25 protein-coding genes are annotated in these 25357 nt (G+C 51.4%); 12 read left to right on the top strand and 13 right to left on the bottom strand.

The window, feature by feature from the left end; translation table 11 throughout:
* The first annotated feature begins 151 nt into the window (after positions 1–151).
* Complete coding sequence (locus K5Y32_RS08925; protein WP_222183035.1) at positions 152–850, top strand: RluA family pseudouridine synthase; 699 nt, start codon at positions 152–154, stop codon at positions 848–850.
* Between the two features lie 20 nt (positions 851–870).
* On the opposite strand, the gene K5Y32_RS08920 is transcribed toward K5Y32_RS08925, so the two are convergent.
* Positions 871–1410, bottom strand: coding sequence for a DUF2058 domain-containing protein (locus tag K5Y32_RS08920; RefSeq protein WP_110867170.1), 540 nt, complete (start codon positions 1408–1410; stop codon positions 871–873).
* 306 nt (positions 1411–1716) lie between these two features.
* On the opposite strand from K5Y32_RS08920, the gene K5Y32_RS08915 reads away from it, so the two are divergent.
* Entirely contained in the window at positions 1717–2697 is a 981-nt protein-coding gene (locus K5Y32_RS08915; protein ID WP_110867169.1) for a DUF1852 domain-containing protein, read from the top strand.
* 29 nt (positions 2698–2726) lie between these two features.
* Positions 2727–3758: a methionine synthase gene (locus K5Y32_RS08910; protein ID WP_101761313.1), complete on the top strand. Its 1032-nt coding sequence runs from the start codon at positions 2727–2729 to the stop codon at positions 3756–3758.
* Between the two features lie 60 nt (positions 3759–3818).
* Here the strand turns inward: K5Y32_RS08910 and K5Y32_RS08905 are convergent, their stop codons facing one another.
* On the bottom strand, positions 3819–5288 hold the full coding sequence (locus K5Y32_RS08905) for a glucosyltransferase domain-containing protein (protein ID WP_222183033.1): 1470 nt from the start codon (positions 5286–5288) through the stop codon (positions 3819–3821).
* A 211-nt stretch (positions 5289–5499) separates the two neighbouring features.
* On the opposite strand from K5Y32_RS08905, the gene yajD reads away from it, so the two are divergent.
* The gene (yajD, locus tag K5Y32_RS08900) at positions 5500–5847 is read left to right on the top strand and encodes an HNH nuclease YajD (protein ID WP_101761311.1); all 348 of its coding nucleotides are present in this window, start codon (positions 5500–5502) and stop codon (positions 5845–5847) included.
* A gap of 48 nt (positions 5848–5895) precedes the next feature.
* Here yajD and fliD read toward each other — a convergent pair whose 3' ends face one another.
* On the bottom strand, positions 5896–7308 hold the full coding sequence (gene fliD / locus K5Y32_RS08895; RefSeq protein ID WP_222183031.1) for a flagellar filament capping protein FliD: 1413 nt from the start codon (positions 7306–7308) through the stop codon (positions 5896–5898).
* A 293-nt stretch (positions 7309–7601) separates the two neighbouring features.
* Between fliD and licT the strand changes: the two genes are divergently transcribed.
* Positions 7602–8465, top strand: a complete 864-nt coding sequence (gene licT, locus K5Y32_RS08890; protein ID WP_222183029.1) for a BglG family transcription antiterminator LicT — start codon at positions 7602–7604, stop codon at positions 8463–8465.
* A gap of 131 nt (positions 8466–8596) precedes the next feature.
* Here the strand turns inward: licT and K5Y32_RS08885 are convergent, their stop codons facing one another.
* The 4 genes from K5Y32_RS08885 to K5Y32_RS08870 all read right to left on the bottom strand — a co-directional run bounded on the left by K5Y32_RS08885 (position 8597) and on the right by K5Y32_RS08870 (position 14307).
* Entirely contained in the window at positions 8597–9991 is a 1395-nt protein-coding gene (locus K5Y32_RS08885) for a glycoside hydrolase family 1 protein (protein WP_222183027.1), read from the bottom strand.
* 15 nt (positions 9992–10006) lie between these two features.
* A complete protein-coding gene (gene bglF, locus K5Y32_RS08880) occupies positions 10007–11875 on the bottom strand; it encodes a PTS beta-glucoside transporter subunit IIABC (RefSeq protein ID WP_222183025.1) in 1869 nt (622 codons plus the stop codon).
* Positions 11876–12089: 214 nt separating this feature from the next.
* Positions 12090–12794: a YoaK family protein gene (locus tag K5Y32_RS08875; RefSeq protein WP_222183024.1), complete on the bottom strand. Its 705-nt coding sequence runs from the start codon at positions 12792–12794 to the stop codon at positions 12090–12092.
* A 64-nt stretch (positions 12795–12858) separates the two neighbouring features.
* Positions 12859–14307 carry a sugar porter family MFS transporter gene (locus K5Y32_RS08870; RefSeq protein WP_222183022.1) on the bottom strand — a complete coding sequence of 483 codons (1449 nt, stop codon included), beginning with the start codon at positions 14305–14307 and terminating at the stop codon, positions 12859–12861.
* A gap of 242 nt (positions 14308–14549) precedes the next feature.
* Here K5Y32_RS08870 and K5Y32_RS08865 point away from each other — a divergent pair, with 242 nt between their 5' ends.
* The 3 genes from K5Y32_RS08865 to map all read left to right on the top strand — a co-directional run bounded on the left by K5Y32_RS08865 (position 14550) and on the right by map (position 15872).
* Entirely contained in the window at positions 14550–14735 is a 186-nt protein-coding gene (locus K5Y32_RS08865; RefSeq protein ID WP_101761305.1) for a general stress protein, read from the top strand.
* A 112-nt stretch (positions 14736–14847) separates the two neighbouring features.
* Positions 14848–15090 carry a ParD-like family protein gene (locus K5Y32_RS08860; RefSeq protein ID WP_008106304.1) on the top strand — a complete coding sequence of 81 codons (243 nt, stop codon included), beginning with the start codon at positions 14848–14850 and terminating at the stop codon, positions 15088–15090.
* Entirely contained in the window at positions 15090–15872 is a 783-nt protein-coding gene (gene map / locus K5Y32_RS08855; protein WP_222183020.1) for a type I methionyl aminopeptidase, read from the top strand. Before K5Y32_RS08860 ends, map begins: the two co-directional genes overlap by 1 nt.
* Positions 15873–15915: 43 nt before the next feature.
* Here the strand turns inward: map and K5Y32_RS08850 are convergent, their stop codons facing one another.
* Both K5Y32_RS08850 and K5Y32_RS08845 read right to left on the bottom strand, forming a co-directional pair.
* On the bottom strand, positions 15916–17481 hold the full coding sequence (locus tag K5Y32_RS08850; protein WP_222183018.1) for a methyl-accepting chemotaxis protein: 1566 nt from the start codon (positions 17479–17481) through the stop codon (positions 15916–15918).
* 429 nt (positions 17482–17910) lie between these two features.
* Positions 17911–18405 (bottom strand): DUF892 family protein, encoded by a 495-nt coding sequence (locus K5Y32_RS08845; RefSeq protein WP_222183016.1) that lies wholly within the window; start codon positions 18403–18405, stop codon positions 17911–17913.
* Between the two features lie 425 nt (positions 18406–18830).
* Between K5Y32_RS08845 and K5Y32_RS08840 the strand changes: the two genes are divergently transcribed.
* The 3 genes from K5Y32_RS08840 to K5Y32_RS08830 all read left to right on the top strand — a co-directional run bounded on the left by K5Y32_RS08840 (position 18831) and on the right by K5Y32_RS08830 (position 20883).
* A complete protein-coding gene (locus tag K5Y32_RS08840) occupies positions 18831–19034 on the top strand; it encodes a general stress protein (RefSeq protein ID WP_064740224.1) in 204 nt (67 codons plus the stop codon).
* A 587-nt stretch (positions 19035–19621) separates the two neighbouring features.
* Complete coding sequence (gene uraH / locus K5Y32_RS08835; protein ID WP_110867159.1) at positions 19622–20044, top strand: hydroxyisourate hydrolase; 423 nt, start codon at positions 19622–19624, stop codon at positions 20042–20044.
* Positions 20045–20172: 128 nt separating this feature from the next.
* Positions 20173–20883 (top strand): hypothetical protein, encoded by a 711-nt coding sequence (locus K5Y32_RS08830; protein WP_222183015.1) that lies wholly within the window; start codon positions 20173–20175, stop codon positions 20881–20883.
* A gap of 102 nt (positions 20884–20985) precedes the next feature.
* Here K5Y32_RS08830 and ftrA read toward each other — a convergent pair whose 3' ends face one another.
* Positions 20986–21990, bottom strand: a complete 1005-nt coding sequence (ftrA, locus tag K5Y32_RS08825; RefSeq protein WP_222183013.1) for a transcriptional regulator FtrA — start codon at positions 21988–21990, stop codon at positions 20986–20988.
* 116 nt (positions 21991–22106) lie between these two features.
* Between ftrA and K5Y32_RS08820 the strand changes: the two genes are divergently transcribed.
* A complete protein-coding gene (locus tag K5Y32_RS08820; protein WP_222184252.1) occupies positions 22107–23573 on the top strand; it encodes an MFS transporter in 1467 nt (488 codons plus the stop codon).
* Here K5Y32_RS08820 and K5Y32_RS08815 read toward each other — a convergent pair whose 3' ends face one another.
* Genes K5Y32_RS08815 through K5Y32_RS08805 form a run of 3 tightly spaced genes read right to left on the bottom strand, consistent with a single transcriptional unit; the run spans position 23574 to position 25316 of the window.
* On the bottom strand, positions 23574–24122 hold the full coding sequence (locus tag K5Y32_RS08815) for a pyridoxamine 5'-phosphate oxidase family protein (RefSeq protein WP_222183011.1): 549 nt from the start codon (positions 24120–24122) through the stop codon (positions 23574–23576). It lies immediately after the preceding gene.
* Between the two features lie 28 nt (positions 24123–24150).
* Complete coding sequence (locus tag K5Y32_RS08810) at positions 24151–24726, bottom strand: TetR/AcrR family transcriptional regulator (protein ID WP_222183009.1); 576 nt, start codon at positions 24724–24726, stop codon at positions 24151–24153.
* Complete coding sequence (locus K5Y32_RS08805) at positions 24723–25316, bottom strand: NAD(P)H-dependent oxidoreductase (RefSeq protein WP_222183007.1); 594 nt, start codon at positions 25314–25316, stop codon at positions 24723–24725. The genes K5Y32_RS08810 and K5Y32_RS08805 overlap by 4 nt, the downstream gene beginning before the upstream one ends.
* Positions 25317–25357: the final 41 nt, after the last annotated feature.

Below are 25357 nucleotides of genomic sequence, written 5' to 3'. Positions count from 1 at the left end.
GCGCAGTGTAAAGCACATTGCCTGCGCAGACCACGTCTTTGCTTTAAGTCTGGACGATAAATTTCGCCTGAGCGAATAGACACATGCCCGGATTCGCCAGTTGCCGCAAAATTCGCTATTATCCGCATCCCTTCGCCAGCCGGGCAGCCTGATGTCTACGATTATCGATACCTTTATTGCCCCGCAATGTCTTGAAGAGATTGAGATTCTCTACCAGGACGATCATCTGCTGCTGATCAATAAACCAGCTGGTCTGCTCAGCCTGTCGGGGAAGAATCCGCGCAATCTCGATTCTGTGCATCATCGGTTAGTGAAGCTTTTCCCCGGCTGCACGCTGGTGCATCGTCTGGATTTCGGCACATCAGGGTTAATGGTGATTGCCCGCAATAAGGCGATCAATGCCGCACTTTGCCAGCAGTTCAGCCAGCGCAGCGTGACCAAGATTTACCGCGCACTGTTGTGCGGGCATTTGCATGACGACGAAGGTGTGATTGACGCGCCGATTGCCAAAGATCCGACGCTATTTCCATTGATGTCAATTTGCCCAATCAATGGTAAGCCAGCTCGCTCACGCTATCGGGTGATTGAGCGCACTCATCACCTATTGGAAAATAAGACGTTCATGCCATTAACGCGGGTGGAACTTACGCCAGAGACTGGACGCACCCACCAGCTGCGTATCCATTGCCAGCTGTTGGGCCATCCGATTTTGGGTTGCGACCTGTATGGCGGTCTTATGCTGGCGGGGACCGAACACACCCCGCGTCTGATGTTACATGCCAGCGAGTTGAAGTTTGTTCATCCGGTCAGCGGCGAGTGCCTAAACGCCCGGTGTGCCTGCCCGTTCTGACAGCGCAACCGGCGTTGTGCTTACCACATTAAATCATCAGGCACTTTGAAATCAGCGTACGGATCGTCTTCATCCTGCGCTTCCTGACTCAATGCACTATTCAACACGATGCTGTTCGCATCACGCTGCGCAATTTTATCGGCGACGCTGGCAGGAATAATCGCGTATTGGCTCTCGCCTTTGCTATCGACGGCCAGGCGCGCAATCGCCAATCGGCCATTAATCAGTTGTGTCTGCGTTTGCTTATCAACGTCGATTTTTTTAATCAGATTATTGTCGGTGAAATTAAAACCAATATTGCCTTTAGAGATATCGATTTTGTTCATTTCGATCAGCTGCTTAACCTGCGCTTTGTACTCTTTCGATAACGCCGCTTGCTTTTGCTGTTCGCTCAACTGCTTATCACGCTCAAGCTGAGCCCTTTTGTTCTCTTCCACCGCTTCTCTGGCCTCACGAGCCTGAACGCGTGATTTCTTAGCGGTTCTCTGGACCTTGTCCATTTTTTTGCTGCTGACTAAACCTGCTTTCAGCAGCTGCTCTTGTAAGGTGAGTTTTGCCATTGTCGTGTCTTAACCGGTTAAAAATTTGTGGAAGAGTATACCTTTAATTGTAGAGCCTCTGCCAGGTTGAACAGGCTGGCTACAGTGAGCGCCGTTCATCCTCCCCACCACATCATGAAATTCCTTCATGTTCGATGAAATTAAATCACTTTTTTTCAACCAGTGACTCAGGCATAAAAGTACCATTGTTAATAACTTAAAATAATATCAAGCCTGCTGAATGAAAGTACCCTGCAAAAGCATTGGGAAATCCTGAAATCCAGCGACAGCAAGGCTTTTTATTGGTAACCGGGATAGCAGACTAAAATGAACAACGCCTTTACTTTTACTGTTAAGAGCCTTCGTTTCGACGAAAATTACAATCCTTCTGGCAATACACGCATCACTACCAACTTTGCCAATTTGGCGCGTGGTGAGAAGCGTCAGGAGAACCTGCGCAATGCCTTAGTGATGATTGATAACCGTTTCAATTCACTGGCGCATTGGGACAACCCTAAAAGCGATCGTTACGCGGTTGAGCTAGAGATTATTTCTGCTGAGCTGAATCTGGGTGCTGAGGGCAACAACAGCACCTTCCCGGTGATCGAAATATTGAAGACCAATATCGTTGATAAAAAAACCAACGAACGCATTGAAGGGATTGTTGGAAATAACTTCTCTTCTTACGTGCGTGATTATGATTTCAGCGTTTTATTGTCTGAGCACAACAAGAACCATACTGAATTCCGCACGCCAGATAATTTTGGCGATCTGCATGGCAACATTTTCAAGCACTTCGTTAACTCAGAAGCTTACAAAGCGAATTTCAATAAAGCCCCGGTTATTTGCCTGAGCGTATCCAGTAAAAATACCTATTACCGCACCGGTAATGAACATCCGGTATTGGGCATTGAATATCAGCAGGATGAACTTTCTCTGACTGACGAATACTTCGGCAAAATGGGCCTGCGGGCACGCTATTTCATGCCGGCAAACAGTGCTGCGCCTCTGGCCTTCTATTTCCATGGCGATTTACTCAGTGATTACACCAATCTTGAGCTGATTAGCACCATCAGCACCATGGAGACGTTCCAGAAGATCTACCGCCCTGAGATTTACAATGCGAATTCTGCAGCTGGTAGACACTATCAGCCAAGCCTGAGCCATCAGGATTATTCTTTAACGCGAATTGTTTATGATCGAGAAGAACGTAGCCATCTGGCTATTGAACAAGGAAAGTTCACGGAAGAGCGCTTCATCAAGCCATATCAAACTCTTCTTGAGCAATGGTTTACTCCCGTTCTTTGATTACCGATAAAAATATAAGGTCACCTGCTATGAAAAAATTATTACCGACTTCCACTGCTGGTAGTTTACCGAAACCATCGTGGCTGGCTCAGCCGGAAACGTTGTGGTCACCGTGGAAATTGCAAGATCAGGAATTAACCGACGGCAAACAAGATGCGCTGCGTTTGTGCCTGGACGATCAACAGCAGGCAGGAATTGATATCGTCAGTGACGGCGAGCAAACCCGCCAGCACTTCGTCACCACCTTTATTGAACATCTCAACGGCGTAGATTTTGAGAAGCGCGAGATCGTTAAAATCCGCGATCGTTATGATGCCAGTGTGCCGACCGTTGTGGGTCCGGTGAGTCGTCAAAAATCAGTGTTTGTTGAAGATGCAAAGTTTTTACGTCAGCAAACGGATCGTCCTATTAAATGGGCGCTGCCGGGTCCAATGACCATGATCGACACGCTTTATGACAACCACTATAAAAGCCGCGAAAAACTGGCATGGGAATTCGCTAAAATTCTCAATGAAGAAGCGAAAGAGTTAGAAGCGGTGGGCGTCGATATTATTCAGTTTGATGAGCCGGCATTTAACGTCTTCTTCGACGAAGTGAATGATTGGGGTATCGCAACCTTAGAAAGAGCCATTGAAGGGCTGAAATGCGAAACCGCAGTGCATATTTGCTACGGCTATGGCATCAAAGCGAATACCGATTGGAAAAAGACGCTGGGCACAGAATGGCGTCAATATGAAGAGATATTCCCTAAACTGCAAAAGTCGAATATCGATATCATCTCACTGGAGTGTCAAAACTCGCATGTGCCGATGGAGTTGATGGAACTGATTCGCGGCAAAAAAGTGATGGTTGGTGCCATTGACGTGGCAAGCAATACCATTGAAACGCCAGAAGAAGTTGCAGCAACGCTGCGTAAAGCCCTGCAGTTTGTTGATGCTGATAAACTCTACCCTTGCACCAACTGCGGCATGATTCCTCTGCCACGCGGTGTGGCAAGAGGCAAGCTAGATGCATTGAGTGCAGGTGCAGAAATTGTTCGCAAAGAACTGTTGAATAAATAACACCAGATAAAAGCTCAGTCCGGGATTATTACCCACCCGCAACCGGACTGAGCCGTTGAATTAAAGTTTATTAATCTGCCCACCCGATTTTCTAAAATCAATCACCATCGTTTGCCCATCCTGAAAGGCGTCATAATCGGGTCCCTGCGCCAGAACCTGACGCGGTTTAATTACTCTCATTTCATCCGTTGCTTTCACCGCTTTCAATCTCAAACCTACATGTTTGATCAGCGCCAGCCATATCCACGGTTCAGACTCACCCAACATTTTCATGCGGATATGATCGATGATGGGGAAGTTACGAATATTGGTTTGTACTTCTGGAGCATCATTCAACTGCCCAATAAAGGCGAGTGAATCAATCGATTGGGCAGCGGGAGCAGAAAGCGTGATTTTGATCTGATTCATCACCTCCATTTGATAACGTTGATCGTTAACTACAGTGTTAAAAGTGACCAGCATCACCACCATATGATAAAACAGCAATATCGCACTCAATCCCGCCAGCCAGCTTCTTATTGCAGGTAATGAATAAACGGCTACATAGAAACAGAACAGGAAAGTAATGCTGCATGCGCCGAGCATACGCGGTGCAAGTAACGGCGTGGCTAAGGCCAATGAAAGCCCGGGGATAGCGATGATGACGATCAATCCCGCACTGAACAGCATTAAGACCGCACTTAGCGTCAACTTCTGCTGCTGTTTTAAGTTTCGAACCATCAAAACAAGGCCTGAAAACATTATCAGCATAGGCAGCCCTATAAATACCATCATGCCGCGCGGATAGGCGCTGAGAAAAAGGTCACTGAACGCCTTAATAGTGTTGATAAGTACTTGCAGAGAATCGGAATTCAGTGATAACAGCTTGCTGTGTTTCATGCTGTACCAGTCGATCTTCACCGGCAATAAATAATTCATCGCGAGTTTATAAGTCAGGATGGCAATGCCCAGCGCCACTATTTTCCCGCACAGCCACTTCCAGCTGGATTGATCATTTACCAGTCGAGAGACGACCAGCAAGGCTACGCAGGCAATATAGACATTGAGCCCTGGCTGATAGAGTGTCTGAATCAGCAATAATATCAGCGCCGTGTAAACGATCTCCTGAAAAGGCTTTGCGCGATTAACCATGCTTGCCAGCATGGCGCCTGCAAATGACAGAAGTATGGTGAGACTGTCATAGGTATAGAGCATTCCCTGCGTCAGAAAGGGATTAAGAATGACAAATAGCGGCGGGAGAAATGACCAGAAACCCGCAAGCGGAATTCTCAACCTTTCCGTGAAAAATACCGCAGCAATACTTAGCGCCAGCAATCCGAGCAGTAAATTAAGCGGAGAAATATCGCTGACCGTATCACCAAAAGAGATCAGGGATTGTAATAACCAAGTGCCCGGCCTCCCGTTACTTAGCCATGTTGATCTATCCCCATCTAATATCCGGTAAAGATCATCCCGATAATAAATTTTGTTGGTCCATAGAGGGATGGTGGCCAGCAATGCCACCATCATCGTCAAAGCGATACGCTGCATCCGGCTTACCGACGGAGAATCATTAACGGGCATCATTTTATGAGTGAATTTCCATCGAACGGGGTCGGGCGGCCTTTTATTTCCGCGTAGTTACAAACTAGTGTAGGCGGTTTTTGTATAACGGATGCTCAGGAATGATAAACATCATTGGCAGCTGCGGGATGTGCAGATAACATGTCGCTTTATCTCTTTCAAACAGGCAACGTCGGCAATGGCTCTGATCCCTAAAAACTACTCGCGGCTGGAAAGCGGCTATCGTGAGAAAGCATTGAAAATCTATCCGTGGGTATGCGGCCGCTGCTCGCGTGAATTTGTTTATTCCAACCTGCGCGAATTAACCGTTCACCATATCGATCACGACCATACCAATAACCCGGAAGATGGCAGTAACTGGGAGTTGTTGTGCCTCTATTGTCACGATCACGAGCACTCGAAATACACCGAAGCGGATCAGTACGGCACGCGAGTTGTGGCGGGTGAAGATGCGCAGAAGGATGTTGGTGAAGCCACCTATAACCCTTTTGCCGATTTGAAGGCCATGCTGAATAAGAAAAAGTAAGGCTAGTTTCAGAAATAGCGATCGCCATTTATGGCGACCGCGTTACGCTTACTTATTGGTCTTTGTACTATTGCTGAACTGCTCGGTGAGATAGTTACTGGTGTTATTCAGTACGCTGACCATCTTATCCAGATTGGTGAACTGCTTTTTATACCGCGCAATCGTGTCATCAATACGTTTGCTGGCGGTATTGTACTGATCGGTTAGCGTATTCAGTTTTTTACTGATGGAATCCGTCGCGCCCTGCAACACACCTTTACTGCTGAGAAATGCGGTGAAAGTGGTGTTCAGCACCGTCGAAACACCGGTTTTTTTGCCATCACCGACAAACATGTCCCGAATCGCTTCTGGTTTCACTTGCAAGCTGGTGGTCAGTTTGGTGGCATCCAGCTTAAGTTGGCCGTTAGTGGGATCGGTAGTAATGCCCGCCTGAGATAGCGTTTTATAAACACCTGAACCCGAGCTGTTGGCCAGAATACTTTTCAGTTGCACCTGAATATTACGCAGTGTGCCATCACCGAGTAGCGCTCCATTCTTCCCGTCCGGATCTTTACCCGCATCCACTGGCGTGTATTTAGTCAAACTCGCCATCGTATCCTGCAGCGAGTTATAGGCATTCACCCAATCGGTAATGGCGGTTTTCGCCTTGTTGGTATCGCTGCTCACCGTCAGCGTTTGGTTGCCGCTGGTTTCATCGTTGAGCTTCAGCGTGATGCCTTCTACCGCGTCAGCGATCACGTTGCTGCTGCTCTCAATCGCCACATTGTTCACGGTCAGCTTGGCATTCTGCGCCTCGACGCTTTGCGCCATACCGCTGCTGGCCGCATCTGACGCATCAAAACCGATAAAATCGTGCAAGGTATCATCGCCGGTCACGCTCAGCGATTTCACCGCATTGGCGGTGCCGGATGCCGATGACGTCAATGACAAACGGTATTCAGTGGCCGACACCTTGATCAAGCTGGCGGTGACGCCAACGTCAGATTTGTTGATGGTGTCACGTATCGCCGAAAGCGAAGTCTGATCTTTGGTCAGCGTGATGCTCTTCTCTTTACCTTCGGCGTTAACAAACTTTAGGGTTCTGGACGCGGCATCGCTACCTATCGCCGCTTTGATATCGGTTTTCGTCTCGCTGGTTAGCGTCTGGGATTGCGCCAGCTTCTGCACGCTGATGGTGTATTTTCCCGCCAGCGCATTGCCGTTGGAATCGGCGCTAAACGCACTGGAACTGGATGCTGTGGTCGTCGAAGTATAAAGCGCGGCATCGTTTAATTTATTGTTTGCCGTCTGGAAGGTCTGAATCGCGGTTTTAAGGGTGCCGTAGGCGGACAACTTCGCGGTCGCAGCGGATTGTTGTTTGGAAATCGGTGCCAGCGATTGTTTTTCTGCCGCGGTCAGTTTGTCGAGAATGGTGCTTAAACCCAGTCCTGAACCGACTCCTAATGTTGAAATCCCAGTCATGTACGCAACTCCTGTTAATTTAACGTTACGGTACTATCGGCAGCCTTAACGCAAACTTTATAGAAATCTGATCATTTCCTTACGCTATCCTTACATTCATTAAATTGCGCCTTTGACGCGTCTGATTAAATGCGCTGGAAATATGATGCGTTTCACATTTAACTGTCGCTCTGCTTGTCGGGAAGGCACAGCCGATTATGATCTTGCGAGATTGTTACTGCGTTCAGCGCAGGCAAAACCTGACACGCCGTCCTCCCGGTGGGTCAGGTTTTTTATTTTCAGGGCAGATAAAAATGAAAATCGCGAAAATCCTCAACAATAATGTCGCGGTGGTGCTGGGCGACAACGGCAAAGAACAGGTGGTGATGGGACGCGGTTTGGCGTTTCAGAAGCGCGTTGGCGACGAACTGGATGCGCAGCAGATCGAAAAAGTGTTTGCGCTGCAAAGTGATACCTTAACCGGCCGGCTGAGCGAACTGCTGTCGGATATCCCGCTCGAGGTGATCACCACCAGCGAACTGATCATTGCCAATGCGCGTCAGCAGCTGGGCCAGCCGCTGCATGAAAGCCTCTCTATCGCACTGTGCGATCACTGCCATTTTGCGATTGAGCGCCACCAGCAAGGTATCCCGATTCGCAACGTGTTGAAGTGGGAGATCAAAACGCTTTATCCGAAAGAGTTTTCCCTCGGTATCGAAGCGCTGGCGCTGATTCACAAACGGCTTGGCGTGGAGTTACCTGAAGATGAAGCCGGATTTATCGCCCTGCATCTGGTGAATGCGCAGCTCGGCAGTGATTTCGCCGATGTTTCGCACATCACGCAATTTATGCAGGAAATCCTGCATATCGTGAAGTATCGCCTGCAGCTGGATTACCGCACAGAGAGCCTGAGCTACAACCGTTTCGTCAACCATCTGAAGTTCTTTGCACAGCGCATGTTAGGCAAACGCGGCGTGTGGAGCGAGGATGAATCGCTGCATGATGTGGTGCGCGACAAATATCCGCTCGCCTATCAATGTGCAGTGAAGATTGACCAGCATATTCAGCAGAAATACCTGTATCAGCTCTCCAGCGAGGAACGCATGTTCCTCACTATTCACATTGAGCGGGTACGCAAAGAGACGCTGGCGTTGCAGGATGATGCGAATGAGGCATAACCAAATTTGTATCGCGCACGTTGCGTAGCAGCGCGATTTATCGCGCATTTCAATGGCGGCACCGTGCCCATCCCGACATTGCGCAATAAATTGCGCCGCTACGATATGTGCGGCGCTTAATTATTCACTGGCTATTTCAACGCTGCACCATGGCTACGAATCACGTCCTGATACCAGAAGAAACTCTTCTTACGTGAACGCGCCAGCGTGCCGTTACCCGCGTCATCGCGATCAACGTAGATAAAGCCATAACGCTTGGAGAACTCGGCTTTTGACGCGCTGACCAAATCAATCGGTCCCCAGCAGGTATACCCCAACACCTCGACGCCATCTTCAATCGCTTCACGTACTTGCACCAGATGATCGTTGAGATATCGGATACGGTAATCGTCGTTAATTTGCCCGTCCGCTTCCACCACATCTTTGGCACCAAGCCCGTTTTCCACGATGAACAGTGGCTTTTGATAGCGGTCATAGAGGATGTTAAGCAGAATGCGCAACCCTTCAGGGTCGATCTGCCAACCCCAATCGGAACTCGGCAGGTGCGGGTTCGGCACCATCGAGAGAATGTTGCCGCGCGCTTTCTGGTTCTCCTCTTCGTTAGTGGTGACGCAGCCGGTCATGTAGTAGCTGAAGGAGATGTAATCGACGGTGTTTTGCAGGTCGCGCTTATCGGCATCGGTGATCTCGATGCTGATGTTACGATCGGCGAAGAAGCGCTTCATATAGGCCGGATACGCGCCGCGCACCTGTACATCGCCAAAGAACAGCCATTCGCGGTTCTGTTGCAAGGTTTCCAGCACGTCCGCCGGACGGCAGCTCAGCGGATAGAGCAGCGCGCCCAGCAGCATGTTACCGATTTTGCCGTCCTTAACGATTTCATGGCAGGCTTTCACCGCGCGCCCGCTCGCCACCAGCTGATGATGAATCGCCTGATAGATTGCCTGCTGATCGCTCTCTTCCGCCAGACCTACGCCGGTGAACGGCGCGTGCAGCGACATGTTGATCTCATTAAAGGTCAGCCACAGCTTCACCTTGTGCTGGAAGCGGGTGAACACCGCGCGCGCATAGCGTTCAAAGCAATCAATGGTGATGCGATTGCCCCAGCCACCGTACTTTTTGATCAAGCCGTACGGCATTTCGTAATGTGACAGTGTCACCAGCGGCGTGATATTGTATTTAGCCATCTCATCGAACAGGCGATCGTAATAGGCTAATCCCGCTTCATTAGGTTCCGCTTCATCGCCCTGCGGGAAGATGCGCGTCCAGGCAATCGAGGTACGCAGCACGGTAAAGCCCATTTCGGCGAACAGTTTGATGTCCTCCGGGAAGCGGTTATAGAAATCGATGGCGGTATCCTTGATGCCAAAATCGTTATCGCTGCGCTCGACGCGTGCACCAAATATGCCCTTGGGTTGCAGGTCGGAGGTTGATAAACCTTTGCCACCTTCCTGATACGCGCCTTCAACCTGGTTTGCGGCAACGGCGCCGCCCCATAAAAATCCGTCCGGGAAACGTTTAGTCATCTGTTTGCTCCTCTATTATTTCAGCACGGCCAACAACGGAGCGCCTTCGCTCACGGCCGTGCGGCTCAGGGTTAACACATCCACAAAGTCATCGCTATTACTCACCAGCACTGGCGTAGTAAGGTCAAAGCCTGCGGCTTTAATCGCATCGAGATCGAACTCCAGCAGCAAATCGCCCACCTTGACCGGCTGATCGTTCACTACTTTCGGAGAGAAATAGTGTCCATCGAGCTTCACGGTATCGAGGCCAACGTGGATCAACACTTCTGCACCCTGCGCCGATGTCAGGCCAATCGCATGGCCGGTGCGAAACATTGACGACACCACGCCATCGATCGGCGATACCACGCGGCCCCGCTGCGGGATAATCGCCGCGCCTTTACCGAGCAATCCGCTGGCAAAAGTTTCATCTTTAACCTGATCGAGCGGAATGACATCGCCCGCCATCGGACTGACCACGCTTTCGCGGCGCGTCAGGCTGGTGGGCGGAGCAACCGCTGCCGGCGGCGCAACCGCTTCGGTTGCGGGCTCGGTAAGACCGAACAGATAGGTGCTGACGCAAGCGAAGATCAGCGCCACCGCCGCACCGGCAAATGCCGCCAGCACGCTGGCATCAATGCCGCTGTTCGGCACCACCTGAATAAAGGTGAAGACACTCGGGAAACCAAAGGAGTAAATGGTGGTGTGCCAGAAGCCAAGAATCGCCGCGCCCAAGGCGCCACCGATGCAGCCGAAGATAAACGGACGACGGCGCGGTAGCGTCACGCCATATACCGCCGGCTCGGTGATGCCGAAGATGCTGGCGGTAAAGGCTGATCCCGCCATCGCTTTCAGTTTCGCTTCGCGGGTGCGCAGGAAAATACCAAGCGTGGCGCCCGCCTGGCCCAGCACCGCAGGCATCAGCAATGGCAGCAGCGTGTCGTGACCAAAGTTGGCGAGGTTGTTCAGCATGATCGGCACTAAACCCCAGTGCAGACCGAAAATCACGCACACTTGCCAAATCGCGCCCATCACCGCACCCGCAATCATTGGGCTCAGGCTGTAAATCCACAGATAACCTTCGGCCAACATGCGGCTCAGCCAGGTCGCCGCCGGACCAATCGCCAGAAACGTCAGCGGCACGGTGATCAGCAGGCAGCACAACGGCGTAGTGAAGTTACGCACCGCGCTGGGCGAACGCGGATGCACCCAGCGTTCAATCAGGCTGGAAACCCAGGCCGCGAAAATAATCGGAATCACCGACGAGCTGTAGTTCAGCACTTCGAGCGGGATGCCGATGAAGGTCAGCGCATTGCCCTGCTGCTGCTGTTGCAGCACTTCGAGAATCATTGGATGCACCAGCGCAGCGGCAATCGCCATGCTGACAAACGGATTGCCGCCGAATTTTTTACCGGCGCTGTAGCCGAGCAAAATCGGCAGGAAGTAGAACAAACCGTCGCTGGCGACAAACAGCACTTTGTAGCTGCCGCTGTCGGCACTCATCACGCCGAGCACCAACGCCAACGCCAGCAACCCCTTGATGATGCCGGTGGCGATCATCACGCCGATGAACGGGGTAAAGATGCCGGAAACCAGATCGATAAAGCGTGCAAACAAGCCTTGCGGTGCAGCGTTATCTGCGGACTCGTTCTGATTATCCAGCGCGTGACGTGCCGTGAGTTCGCGATACACTTCCGCCACCTGATTGCCAATCACCACCTGATATTGACCGCCGCTCTCCACCACCATGATCACGCCAGGATTGTCCTTTAACGCCGCCGTTTGCGCTTTTTGACTGTTTTTCAATTTGAAGCGTAAGCGCGTAGCGCAGTGCATCACGCTAATGATGTTCTCTTTGCCGCCAACACCGGCAACGATGTCATCCGCCAGTTCCTGATATTGCATCACTCTTTCTCCTGAACAATGCCCTAAACTCATGTCCCATATTTCGCGCAAAAAAAAACCTGAGACGCGCCCTCTTCAACTGAAAAAGGGCGCGTCTCAGGTTTTGCCTGCCGAACAGTAACAATCCTCAACGGGCGCTATCATGCTAACAGCGCGGAAAAAGTGGCAAGCAGTTTTAGCGAACGACGTGGAGAAGTGTGAAGCCGGTCACCGATTAGAGCCTTTTGAGTGCCGCTAAAGCCAATACGCTGAGCAGCGCACCGATCACCATCAGCAGCAGATAACTCATCCACTGCAGCAGCCAAATCCCCAACACACCGCCGCCCAAAAACGCCAGCACGGTGTAAAAATGCAGCTTAAGCCGCTCAATGTAGAGCGGCGCATCTTTGGGGGATTCTTTGCGGCGCAGCACATCAAACAGCATCGCCAGCTCAATGCCGATATCGGTCGCGGTGCCAGAAACGTGCGTGGTGCGCACGCGGGCGTTGGAGATGCGCGTCACAACGGCGTTTTGCAATCCCATCAAAAAACTCAGGCTGAGCACCAGCAGCACGCCAGAGCCGCTAAAGCGGAACCAACTCTCAATCACGCCGAGCAGCAGCAAAGCGATACCTTCAATCAGGATATTGATGGCGTAGATGCCACGAATCTGGCGCCGTCTGCCAGAGTTAATTATCAGCGTTGAGACCGACGAACCGGCGATAAACAGCAACACGATGAGCAGAAAAAACAGGCCGACGTGCAGATTGGCTTTCGCCAGATGGTCGGAGAGTGAGGAGACATTGCCGGTCATGTTCGCCGAGAAGAAGCCGACCGTTTCAAACGCTGCGGTGTTAAGTGCGCCCGCAACGGCGGCCAGCGTGCAGGCCAGACGAATGTCGGTATTGAAGGTGCGCGTGTTCTCGGCGGTGATTAGCATGGGAAATCCTGGCCCGGTGAAAGATGCGTATCTTCCTCCCGTGACCAGGAATTCTCAAGCACCGTTAGGCGGTCTGTTGATCCTGCTCCTGCTCGCTGAACCGCTCGCGCATCTCATTTTCGATATGCTCGAGCGATTTGCCTTTGGTCTCCGGCAGCATAGTGATTACGAAGATCAGCGAGCCGACGTTGATGGCTGCAAAGATAAAGAACGCGCCATTGCCGGTGGCGGAGAGCAGCGGCGGGAAGGCAAACGCCACCGCCGCGTTACAGATCCACTGGAACGAAACCGCAGCGCCGGTCAGCACGCCGCGCACTTTCATCGGGAACAGCTCCGACATCAGCAGCCAGTAAACCGGCGAAATGCACATCTGCATAAAGAACAGGAACACCAGGATCGCTGCCAGCGCGAAGATGCTTTGCGTCATGTCCTGTGGCATCAACAGCAGCACGCAGCCCAGTGCCAGCTGCATGGCGATCACTACCGACAAACCGGTCATCAGCATGGTACGACGACCAAAACGTCCCACTGCTTTGATGCCCACCATGGTCGCCAGCACCGAAACAATCCCGTTACCGATGGTCGCCGCAATCGAGGCGTTGGTGCCCATGCCGGTGGTTTTCAGAATCACGGGCGTGTAGTACATAAAGGCATTCACGCCGGTGAACTGGATAACAATGCCGAGCCCCGCGCCCACCAGCAGCAGGCGAAGAATCCATTTCTCTTGCAGCAGCTCACGCGCTGACGGCCCCTGACGCGCCGCCTTCGCGTGCTGGCGCATTTCCGACATCTCCTTTTTCACTTCGCGCGGCGTTTCACGCAGTTTGTGCAGGATACGGCTCGCTTCTTTGATGCGCCCTTCTGCCACCATCCAGTGTGGCGACGCTGGCACAAAGAAGGTGCCGATAAACAGCAACGCGCCAGGAATCATCGCCATCGCCAGCATATAACGCCACAGATGCGGATCGTTGAGCGTGAAACTCATCACCGCGCTGACCACATAAGCCAGCAGCTGACCGGAAACAATCATCAGCTCGTTGCGGCTCACCAGCGGCGCACGCCGTTTTGGCCCGGCAATTTCGGCAATAAACACCGGTACGGTTGAGGAACCGCCACCCACCGCAATCCCCAGCAGAAAACGCATCGCCACCATTACGTGCAGGTTTGGCGCTAAGGCGGTACCAATCGCGCCCAGCACAAAAATTAGCGCCAGAGAACGCAGCGTAATGCGTCGGCCAAAGCGATCGGAGAAATAACCACTGAGGAAAGCACCCAGCGCGGCACCGAAGATCAGGGATGAAGTGACTAAACCTTCGGTGAATGGTGTGAGGTCAAGACCGCCCTGATCAGGCGGCAAGGTCATAAACGGCAAGGCACCCGAGATAATCCCGGTGTCATAACCAAAAGCCAGCGCACCCATTGTCGCTACGAGTACCACAAAGAAGATGCGCTGTTTAACGGTGAGATTACTTAGCGCTGAATCGTCGTCGCTGTTTTGCTGCGATGTGTCCATTCCTGTTCCCTGCATATTGAACGCGCCTTGTAGCGCAAAGGTTGAAACCCAAAAGGCAGAAGTATAGTCAGGAATTGTAAAATGTGACGAAGGTCACTATTAATTCGACAAATTTCATCGCGCTTAATGATCATTTTCAATGATAGGCGTTTACGGCCTGGCTTTAACGCAACGGCGAACTAAAATTGCAGCGTGACTAGCTAGTCCTCAAATCTAACGGAACATTGATAAGAGGTCTTCCTATGAACAAACAGAGCTACAGAGGCGGCGCAGGGAATTTTGCTAACGATCCAGAACGTGCGAAAGAAGCTGGCAAGGCGGGAGGCAAAGCCAGTGGAGGCAACTTCAGAAACGATCCTGAACGCGCCGTTGAAGCGGGACGGAAAGGAGGCAAAATAAGTCGTCGTCCTCCAACGAAGTCTGAGTAAGGCGCCTTAGGATTTTGTCCGCCATGGATTGGCTTCACCCCCTTTTTGCATATCCCAGCCTAAAACGGTAACCTATATACATATCACATACGATTCATATATAGGTTGCACCATGGGCATCGTAAAAATCTCTGACTTAATGCATGAGAATCTGCGCATCGCCAGCACGGCGATGAGCCGTTCCATCAACGCGCAGGCGGAACACTGGATGAAGATCGGCATGCTGGCCGAGATTTATCCGTCACTCAATCATCAGGAATTGACGCGCTTGCTGATGCGCGTTGAACGCGACAGCGGCGCGGATTTAGCGCAACTGCTCGACCATCCTTTATTCACCTCGCAGGGAATCGCGTAATGAGCATCAAACTGCACACCGCTGAAGAGATCGAACTGGCGCGTGCCGCTGGACACGCCGCCGCTAAAGTGCTGGAGATCATCACTCCGTACGTTAAACCGGGCGTCACCACCGATGAACTGGACGCGATTTGTCATGATTACGTGGTAAACGAGCTAAAAGTGGTGCCAGCAAATATTGGCTATCACGGTTACAGCAAAACGACCTGTACGTCAGTGAATCACGTGGTGTGCCACGGCATTCCGGGCGAGAAAAAGCTCAAGGATGGCGACATCGTCAACATAGACGTCGGCATCATTAAAGATAGCTGGTACGGCGACACCAGCCGCATGTATTACGTTGGCCAGCCGTCGGTGCGCGCCAAACGTTTGGTGGATATCACCTACGAATCGATGGTGGCAGGTATCAAAGTGGTAAAACCGGGCGCGACCTTAGGCGATATCGGGGCGGCCATTCAGCAGGTAGCGGAAAAAGCCGGTTTCTCGGTGGTGCGCGAATATTGCGGTCACGGCGTTGGCGAGGTGTATCACGGCGATCCGCAGATTCTGCATTACGGCACGCCAGGCACGGGATTGGCGTTACAGGCGGGCATGATTTTCACTATCGAACCGATGATCAACGCGGGTAAAGCCGGCACCAGCGTACTGTCCGATGGCTGGACGGTGGTCACCAAAGACCGCTCGCTGTCAGCGCAGTGGGAACACACCATCGCCGTGACCGAAACCGGCTTTGATTTGTTGACGCCTTGGCCAGAAGGTACCGGCGAATATCTGGCAATTTAAAAAAAGATCCAGAACGCATATCCCGTTCTGGATCACCCTCGCATTAAGCGGTTTGACGCAGCGTAAACACGCTTACGCTATTCACCATATTCGCCGCCTGCTCGCTCAGCATCGCCGACGCCGCCAGCGATTGTTCCACCAGCGACGCATTCTGCTGCGTGGTGATATCAATCTGGCTAATCGCGGTGTTGATTTGGCTGATGCCGTCTGCCTGCTCACTGCTGGCCTGATTGATCTGCACCAACAACTCTTTCATCTCAGCCACGTTCGACATCATGCCGTTCATCAATTTATTGGCATCCGTCACCATATCGCGCCCATCGGCAATACGCGTGGACGACTCCTCAATCAAATTACGGATTTCATGCGATGAGGTGGCGGTTTTCTGCGCTAGCGCGCGGACTTCCTGCGCCACCACGGCAAAACCGCGACCATGTTCACCCGCGCGTGCGGCTTCTACCGCAGCATTGAGCGCCAGAATGTTGGTCTGGAAAGCAATGGAATCGATCAGGTTGATGATCTCTGCCATGCGGCTGGCAGAATCATTGATTTCGGCCATTTTGCTGGCGACGTTGTCCATCATACTGGCATTACGTCCTACCGTGGTTTCCGCCTTAGCGGAGAGATCGGCGGCAACGTGGGTATTATTACGCGTGTTGCTAATGGTGGCACTGAACTCCTCCACCGAGGCCGCCGTTTGCTCTACCGAGCTGGCCTGCTCTTCCGTACGCGCCGCGAGATCGTTGGTGCCCGACATGATTTCGCTGGCGCCGCCGGAAATCTGTTCTGCGCTAATGCGAATATGGCTGACAATATCCGACATCTTTTCCTGCATCTGCTGGATGGCGTTAATTAACTGCCCCATTTCATCCTTTCGCTGTTCATGAAAATCAGAACTGAGATCGCCATCCGCCACTCGACCAAGAAAGGCGATCACTTTTTTCAATGGCACTGTAATCGAGCGAATAATAATCCAGCCAATAAATGCTGAAAGTAAAATAGCCACTACAAAAATAATCAGCATGGAAATTTTAGTTTTGCCGTATGACGCCATAAAATTATTATAGGAGCCATCCATTTGCTGCTCTTGCAGGGTAATAAACCCCTCAACTTCATCGATATAATTTCTTTGCGCTAATGCAAGCGTAGAAAAATAGAAATTCACTGCTTTCGTTACATCACTATTCACTAAATCGAAGAATACATTTCGCTCTTTAAGGAATTCAGATCGCTTCACTTCCACACGCTTGAGAAATGCGATTGATTCATCATCGGTAGCCAGCTTATTTAACTGCTTATAGGTTTCGGTAATTTTCTTCGAGGCATCCTGAAGATTGCTCTGAATCGTTGTCCGGCGTTGCGCATCAATCGGGCTCAGCAGTAGCGCCTGCTGCTGCACCGTTACGTTGATCTCATCAATTAATCGGTTGCCCAATGCAATAGTGGGATAATCGTCTTTCATCATGCCGTTAACGCCGGTTTCAGCTAAGAACAGCGAATTTAATCCGAGTAACGCCACTAAAAGTAGCATCGCGATATTGAGCATAGAGGATATTGTAAGTTTGGTTCGCAACTTTACATTACGTGAAAATCTTTGAACTACGTCCATTTAGAAACCTCAATGATTTTGATTGAAAAGTAGTGAAGACAATAATGTTGTTTTAAAAAACAGAAGAGGCTACGGGCGTTAATCGGCAGCATCTCTGCTGTTATCGTCAGCAATTTCATTAACATTAGAGGCGATGATTGATAGGGTCACATTTCAAATATCAGACGCGGAGTGTTATTTTGCTGAAATCGATTTCATTGATCAGTTCCATTTACTGATAGGGAATAACATAAAATTCTAAGCCTGGTTTTTTTACTTAATTTAGAATAAAGGTTCTCGCCAAACTAACAAATAGCAAAGAATGATCCTGATTTTATTAGTTGCAGCAATTTGACTAAGAGAAAACAGTTAGTTTCTCTGTAGCGTTTAACCTGCAAGCCAAATTGAGCGGTCAGCAGAGCAAGGCTGCCGACCACTTATAGTTATCCGTCAGACTGCGGCTACCGCGCTATGCAAAATGGCTTCGTTCGCCACGTCCGGCAGCTGATGAAGAAGCCAATCTGCCATCTGGATTTCATGTTGCAGGATCAGCTGGAAAGTCTTAATGCCTTTGCTGTCCGCCGCCTGTTGCGCTGCGGCCAGTAATGCGGTGTAGGTTGCCACTTTATAGTTACAGAACACGTAGCTACTCACCGCAATGCGCACGCCCTCTTCATTGCGCAACATATCGCTCGCAGCTTGCCCAACGATCGACAATCGTCCTAACGCGTCTTTAAGCGCTGACCAGTTACTGTCGTAGCGTTTCAAAACGTCTTTCACCCACTGCTGCTGTTCAGCGGTTTGTTGTGCATATTGCTTCATACGTGCCTGCAACAGCGGGAACTCCTCCAGCCGCAGCGTAGCTGCCTGCAGCAAAGGCTCTGCATGTTTTTCCATCGCATGCGCATCGCGCAGCCAATCCAGATATACAAATTCCTTGGTCATCAATTTGCTCCGGTAGTGAGAAGAACATCGACAGTTAGCTGCCTGATGGGTATGACATCAGCTCATTTAGGCTAATTGAGCAAAATAAGCGAAGCGTTAATTTAGGCTAAACAAGAAGATTAATTAAACGTAGCAAGCAAGCGTCAAGCTGCAAGTAATGTGCGCAAGAATTGCGATTGAGGTTATAAGTAAATGTGCTTACCGCTTCGCTTATTATCTGGCTAGAGAAGTTTTCTTTTTAATGTTAAAAATCTTAAGCAACTAACTAATGGTAGTTACATTTAGAGAGAAGTGAAAATTTAACTGGAAGTAACATAAGCAAGCCTCTTAGAATTAAGACTTACGAGAAACCCAGGCTTGAAACTGGAAAAAATGGCACTACATTTATTTTGCATCATGTTGGTATTTATAAAAGAGGAGAACCAATGACGGACGCTAAGAAGCTACCCGATGAGGAAGAAAAAAAGCCGCAACGTCGTGGTGGTGCAGGCAACTTCGCAGAGAACAAGGAACGCGCGGCTGAAGCCGGGCGCAAAGGCGGTCAGGCTAGCAGCGGTAACTTCAAAAACGACCCGGAGCGCGCCATTGAAGCAGGAAGAAAAGGAGGGAAAATCAGCCGACGCAAATAACATTCTTCCCAAAAGAATAATCATCTAACATCATTTTACTTCTGCACAACACTCTCCTGATACTGTATTTACGCTTCGCTTAAATACAGATTTATCCATGTCAGGAGGGTTATTTCCAGCTAAAAACCCAAATAATTGATTATTTCTTGATCAACTTCAATTTATTTACCGCTTCGCTTATTCTGGCTTTACCCTTCGCTTATTAACCGCAAAATTACATTTGCAAGCTAATAGTAAATCCCTGGCTCAAAATTATATTTGTACAGGCTATTTAAACTGGTACAACTTTTAGAGAAAAATCCTGACAGATGACTCAGAATAATCGGAGGTGGATTAGCGTAGCTGCCGCTCACTGATAATTAAATTAACCGCCATTCGTACTGAGGGAGTGACAACAACAATCACCTGCATTCCGTATGCTCGCCCTTCATGGCAACCAGGTTTGCATCAATGCCCGCTAAGATGTCAGCACGTGGTCGATTGCTCGTCAGATCTCAGAAATTTCACATTTAGTCTTATCAATTATGATTTTGTTGTCGAAGCATCCAGGATTGCAGCACATTCACCTGCTTAAAAAGGATATTTTGATGAAAACTCTCTTTACCTCAGCCAGCGCCATCCTGATTGCGACCAGCCTGTCAGCGGGAGCAGCACAACCGGCAGCACCAAAAAATCCGCTCAGCGTACATGTTTTGAACCTGCAGACAGGCTCGCCGACAGCGGGTATTGAGGTTGAACTCGATCAGAAACAGAATAATAACTGGGTGAAATTAGCCAGCGGCAAAACCGACAGCAACGGCAGAATTAGCGCGCTGTTCCCGGAAGATAAAACCGCCAGCGCAGGCAGCTATCGCGTGGTGTTTAAAACCGGTGACTATTACAAAATGAACAACCAGAAAACCTTCTTCCCGGAAATTCCGGTCGAGTTCAATATGGAAAGCAACGGCGAGCACTACCATATTCCGCTGCTGTTGAGTCCGTTTGGTTATTCGACTTATCGCGGTAACTAATCATATAACCCAATAATGCGCACGTTGTTGCGCATTATTTCACCTTTGAAATTCAATTATCCGTAAAGTTTTAAGCCTCGGTGCCGATGCTGCAATTAACCAAGGACTGACTACTTTATGGAATGAAAATGCCACAGAAGTTTTCCCTCGCTTTGCTAGCAATGGCTTTATTAATCACCGGCTGCGCTAACAAGCCTCTACCACCCAGTTCAAAAATCGTGCAGTCGCAGACGGTTATTTCCGCTAATCATTCGCAGATAACGCTCGAGGCCGAAGAGAAACTCGAAACTGATTTCAGTCGACCGTCGGATCTCCAGTTGCGTTATATCACGCAAGGCGACACCACTAAGGTCGTGGCGCTTAAAACGCTGCAGTCTGTAGCCATGATGTTTACCGGCGGTGGCACGATACCCAGTTTCACCAAGGATGAACTGCGAGGCACTCAAGTAGTGGGTTTAATGAATCCTTCTCTGTCTTATTTGATGCCGCGAATTGCTGAAATACTTAAAACCGAAATTGATAAACATCCGACAAAACAATACCGGGACCCGGTGACGATTACGCCTGTAACCTGGATGTTGGTATATAAAAATCTGGCCGGCGGCGACGATAATTATCAGTTGCATTTAAGTACCACTATTCGCCGCGTTGGCAAGGGTGAAGGGGGTTCTTATGTTTCACAAGACATTGACTGTGGAGATGACCCAACGGTGAAGGAATATACACTTGAACAGTGGCAGGCTAATAGCTACGCCAAAGTGACCGAGGAAACGCAGAACATGCTGGAACATTGCGTGGACAAATTTACTGGCGCGGCGCGTCTGTATTTGGTCATTTAAGGTAATAATCCACAGGCTTATTGGTTAATCCTGAATCGGTCGCCATGAATAGCGACCCTACAGGTTTTCGTAGGGTGCGCATTCATACGCACCAGGCCGAAACTATTGCGTTATCCCTCTTTCACTAAATGCTTTGCGCCAGTTGGTCGGCGTGGTATTCAGCCGCTGCCTGAAATGATGGCGTAAGGTTTCTGGCGATCCAAATCCCGCCTGTTCAGCAACCTGATCAATGCTCAGCTTGCCGCTCTCCAGCAGTGCGCAAGCTTTTTCCAGCCGCACGCTCAACATCCATTCTCCCGGCGTGGTGCCGGTAGCGTCATGGAAACGGCGTAAAAAGGTGCGGCGGCTCATGCCAGCTTGCCTGGCGAGTTGATCAATAACCAATGGCGTATTGAGGTGATTACGCAAATCATCAAGTAACGGCGAAAGATTTTTTGCCGCACGCTGCGGCACCGGCTGCTGAACCAACTGCGCCTGATTGCCTTCGCGCAGCGGCGGCGTCACCATGCGACGCGCGGTGCGGTTTGCCACTTCAATACCATAATCACGGCGGATCAGATGCAGGCACAAATCCACGCCCGCTGCGCCACCCGCTGACGTGATGATGCTGCCCTCATCAACATAAATCATACCGTGCTCAACCTGCACCTGCGGGAAGCGTTGCGCCAGAATCTCGGTGCTGTTCCAGTGTGCGGTCGCGCGCTTGCCATCCAGCAATCCGGCAGCGCCCAACACGAAACTGCCTGCGCAGATCGAAACAATACGCGTGCCGTTGCGATGGGCTTTTTGTAACGCAGCGATAAGCTGATCCGACGCCGGTTCATGTACGCTGCGCCAGCCGGGAATCACGATGGTGCCCGCCTCTTCGAGCAGCTCAAGTCCGCCGTCGACCACCAGCCGCACGCCGCCTTGCGCACCGAATACGCCCTCTTCCACCGACGCCACGCTTAAATCATACAAAGGCCGGCCGAACTCCTCGTCGGCGCGTCCGAAAGCCTCAACGGCGATGCCGAATTCAAAGGTACACAGACATTCATACGCCAGTAAAACCAGTCGGCGGTTGAACGGTGCAGGCGAACGGGCATGAAGCGGAGCAATCATTTGCATTAAAGGTCACCGGAGAAATTGGCATGATCTTGACGATATATGGCATGCAGGCAGATTTCCACTCGCACGCCAATCTTTCATGCTGGCACGCTCTTAACGTATCGCAGGGATTGAGTATGAAGAACATGTTGGCGCTGATGGCGGTTTGTCTGGCCGCATTGATGTCGGGACTGGAGATATCCAGCGTACCGGTGATTTTGCCGGTGCTGGAAAGGGAGATGCACGCCAGCTTCCGCGAATTGCAGTGGATCATGAACGCCTATACGCTGGCTTGCACCGCAGTGCTAATGGCCACCGGCACGCTGGCCGACACCTATGGACGCAAGCGCATCTTCATCATCAGCATTATTGCCTTCGGCGTGACATCGGTGATGTGCGGAATGGCGGGCAATGCGCTGTGGCTGATTGTCGGACGTTTACTGCAAGGATTAAGCGGTGGCGCGATGTTAACCTGCCTGATTGCCATTCTGTCGTTCCAGTTTCCGCAGGGAAAAGCGCGTAGCCGTGCGTTCGCCGCGTGGGGCATTACCTTTGGCTTTGGGCTGGGATTCGGACCCATCATCGGCGGCATGCTAGTTGCCTGGTTTAGCTGGCAATGGGTGTTTCTGGTACACGGATTTATCGCGTTGCTGACGCTGATCCTCGCGCTGAAAAATGTGGTCGAATCGCGCGATGCTGAAGCCCAAAAGCTCGATCTCAGCGGCCTGATTACCTTATCGCTCAGCGTGGTCGGCGCCACCTATCTCATTACGCAGGGCAGCAGCCTCGGCTGGAACAGCGTCGCGGCACAGCTGATTTTGCTGGCTACGCTACTGAGCGCGCTGCTGTTTGTATGGAATGAGAAGCGCCATCCACATCCGATGTTTGATTTCTCCGTGTTCCGTATCCGCGCCTTTTCCGGGGCATTAATGGGCTCGATTGGCATGAACTTCAGCTTCTGGCCGCTGATGATTTATTTGCCGGTCTATTATCAAAGCGGCCTTGGCTACAGCAGCATGGCAACCGGTTTGGCGCTGCTGGCTTACACTTTACCAACCTTACTGATGCCGCCGCTGGGCGAGAAACTGGTGGTGCGCTTTGGCGCGGCGCGCATGATTCCGCTGGGATTATGCACCATTGGCGCGGGCTTCATGTTGATGAAGTTCGCCGTGGCGCAGCAGATGAGTTTACTGCCGGGCGCGCTGCTCGCTGGAATGGCGCTCGGATTGACCAACACGCCAGTGACCAACACCACAACCGGATCGGTGCCGGGGAATCGCGTTGGCATGGCGTCGGGCATTGATATCAGCGCGCGCCTGATTACGCTTGCCATCAATATCGCGCTGATGGGCAGTTTGCTGGTGGCGGGCATCGCGGCGAGTCTGCAACGCATTATGCCGGGACAAAGTGATGTGCATGCGCTGGCCGAGCGCATCGCCGGCGGCGGCGAGGTTTCACTGACCCACGATATTGCCGCGCAGGTGCTGACCGACGGTTTTTCCGGCGTGCTGTTGTATGGCGCAGCAGGCGTGTGGGGATTGGCGCTGGCGAGTTATCTGCTGTTTAACGTCCGTCGCAAGGCGCAGCAACAATGCACGCCTTAGCTACGGATGCACCCTTTTGCCGCTGGCAAGCACGCCGTCGGTGGTGTAATTCAGCAACGCTCTTTGATTGTTGTCCCGTGCCAGCAGGCACCAATCCAGTTGGGTAATTCGGATTAGCAAGACGCCGAAATTATCCTCCGCGTGACCGACATCGTTGGATTGGTGGTCAATGTCACTTCCCGGCGCAGGGCCAGTATAGGTTTGCTGCGTCCGGCGCGATAATCGTTGCCACGCCGCTTTAGCTACTGCGCTGTGCGCGGCGTGCAGCTCAACCGTTCCCTGCAGCCGCAGCTGGGTTTTCGCGCTGTAACCCAAAACCGTAACCTCTGGATTACCCGCCAGCGCCTGCCATTTCGGGCTGCGCATATCGGTGTGCAACTCCAGCGTGCGTTTGACGCTATCAACCGCGCGCAGCACCAGCGTCCTTGCCTGCGGCTTGCCTTGTTGATCAACCGACGCGAGCGTTAGGAAGTGAAAACCGGCATCGGGATCGCTTGCGCCGGTTTCCAGTTGTTGCCAGCAATCACTATCAATCTCGCGTAATGACATCTGTTGTTCCTGTTGGCTGGATGAAAGGTTACTGGTGACGTTCCACCAGCGCCAGAATCAGCGCCTGAAGTTCGGCTAATCCTTGCTGCTGGCTGATGTCACCGCACACCACCGCATTGGAAATCGCATCGGCGGCGCCTAACATTCCCCACATGCTGGCTTGCGGCAACGTTGCCTCCGCAAACCAGCTGCGGAATTTTTCAATGAAATCGAGCTGATATTTGCGTTTCACTTCCGCCAGTTCCGGCGTGCTATCAAGCGCCGACAGCACATCGGGAATTTCACGTCCCTGCGTTAACACGCAATCGACGTAACTCGACGCCACCACATCAGCGCGCTCAATCAAGCTGGAGCCTGCGGCATGCATCGCCGCCTCGATAATCGTGTTCTGGCGCAGATCAAAATCTTCATACAGCGCCGCAAGCAGACCGTGGCGCGTACCAAAATGATCGTAGACCACCGGTTTACTGACGCCCGCCTCTTCCGCCACGCGTCCTAACGTCAGCGCATCGCTGCCCTGCGTGCGCACCAGATTCCATGCCACGCCAATCAGTTGCTGACGACGAGCCTGATGTGACATGCGCTGGCGAGTGGGTTGATTCATGCCATTTCCTTCACGTCAAAAAGTCGCTGTCCGAGTTGGTTTGCCAGCGTGTAATGCGCGTCGGGATAATGTTCATCGGTTGGCAGCAGCAATTCGCTGGTCACCACCGGCGCGCCGCAATAGCCAAAAATCCCCTCATCGATCTGCGTGCGCATGCTGCTGAAATAGCCACGACGCACATAGGTGCGCTGACTCGCCGCGCCCAGCGCCAGCAAATGCACCTGCAAATGGCCGAGCTTTTTCACCACGGTTTGGCCGTCATCATCGTACGCCCAACCTTGGGTGAAAACGCGATCGATCCAACCCTTCAGCTGCGCCGGGAACGACCACCAGTAAATCGGGTAAACCAGCACCAGCGCATCGGCACGATCCAGCCGCTGCTGCTCGGCTACGACGTCGGCGGGCGACGGTGCGACACTTTTGAACTGATCGAAATCGGCCTGATTGAAGCGCGGATCGAACTGCTCCGCCGCCAGATCGGCAATTTCATAGCTGTGGCCACCAGCAGCAATTCCTTGTGCCACCTGCGAGACGATGTGGTGCGTGTGTGAATGTGGGTCCGGATGAGCAGTAACGATCAGAGCATGCATAGCGACAACCTCCGTGATGAGTAAGCTACTAGTAGTAACTT

Source organism: Pantoea sp. DY-15, assembly GCF_019795935.1.
Taxonomy (GTDB): domain Bacteria; phylum Pseudomonadota; class Gammaproteobacteria; order Enterobacterales; family Enterobacteriaceae; genus Pantoea; species Pantoea leporis.
Note: the sequence above shows the minus strand (reverse complement) of the source record. Positions and strands in the feature narration are given on the sequence as shown.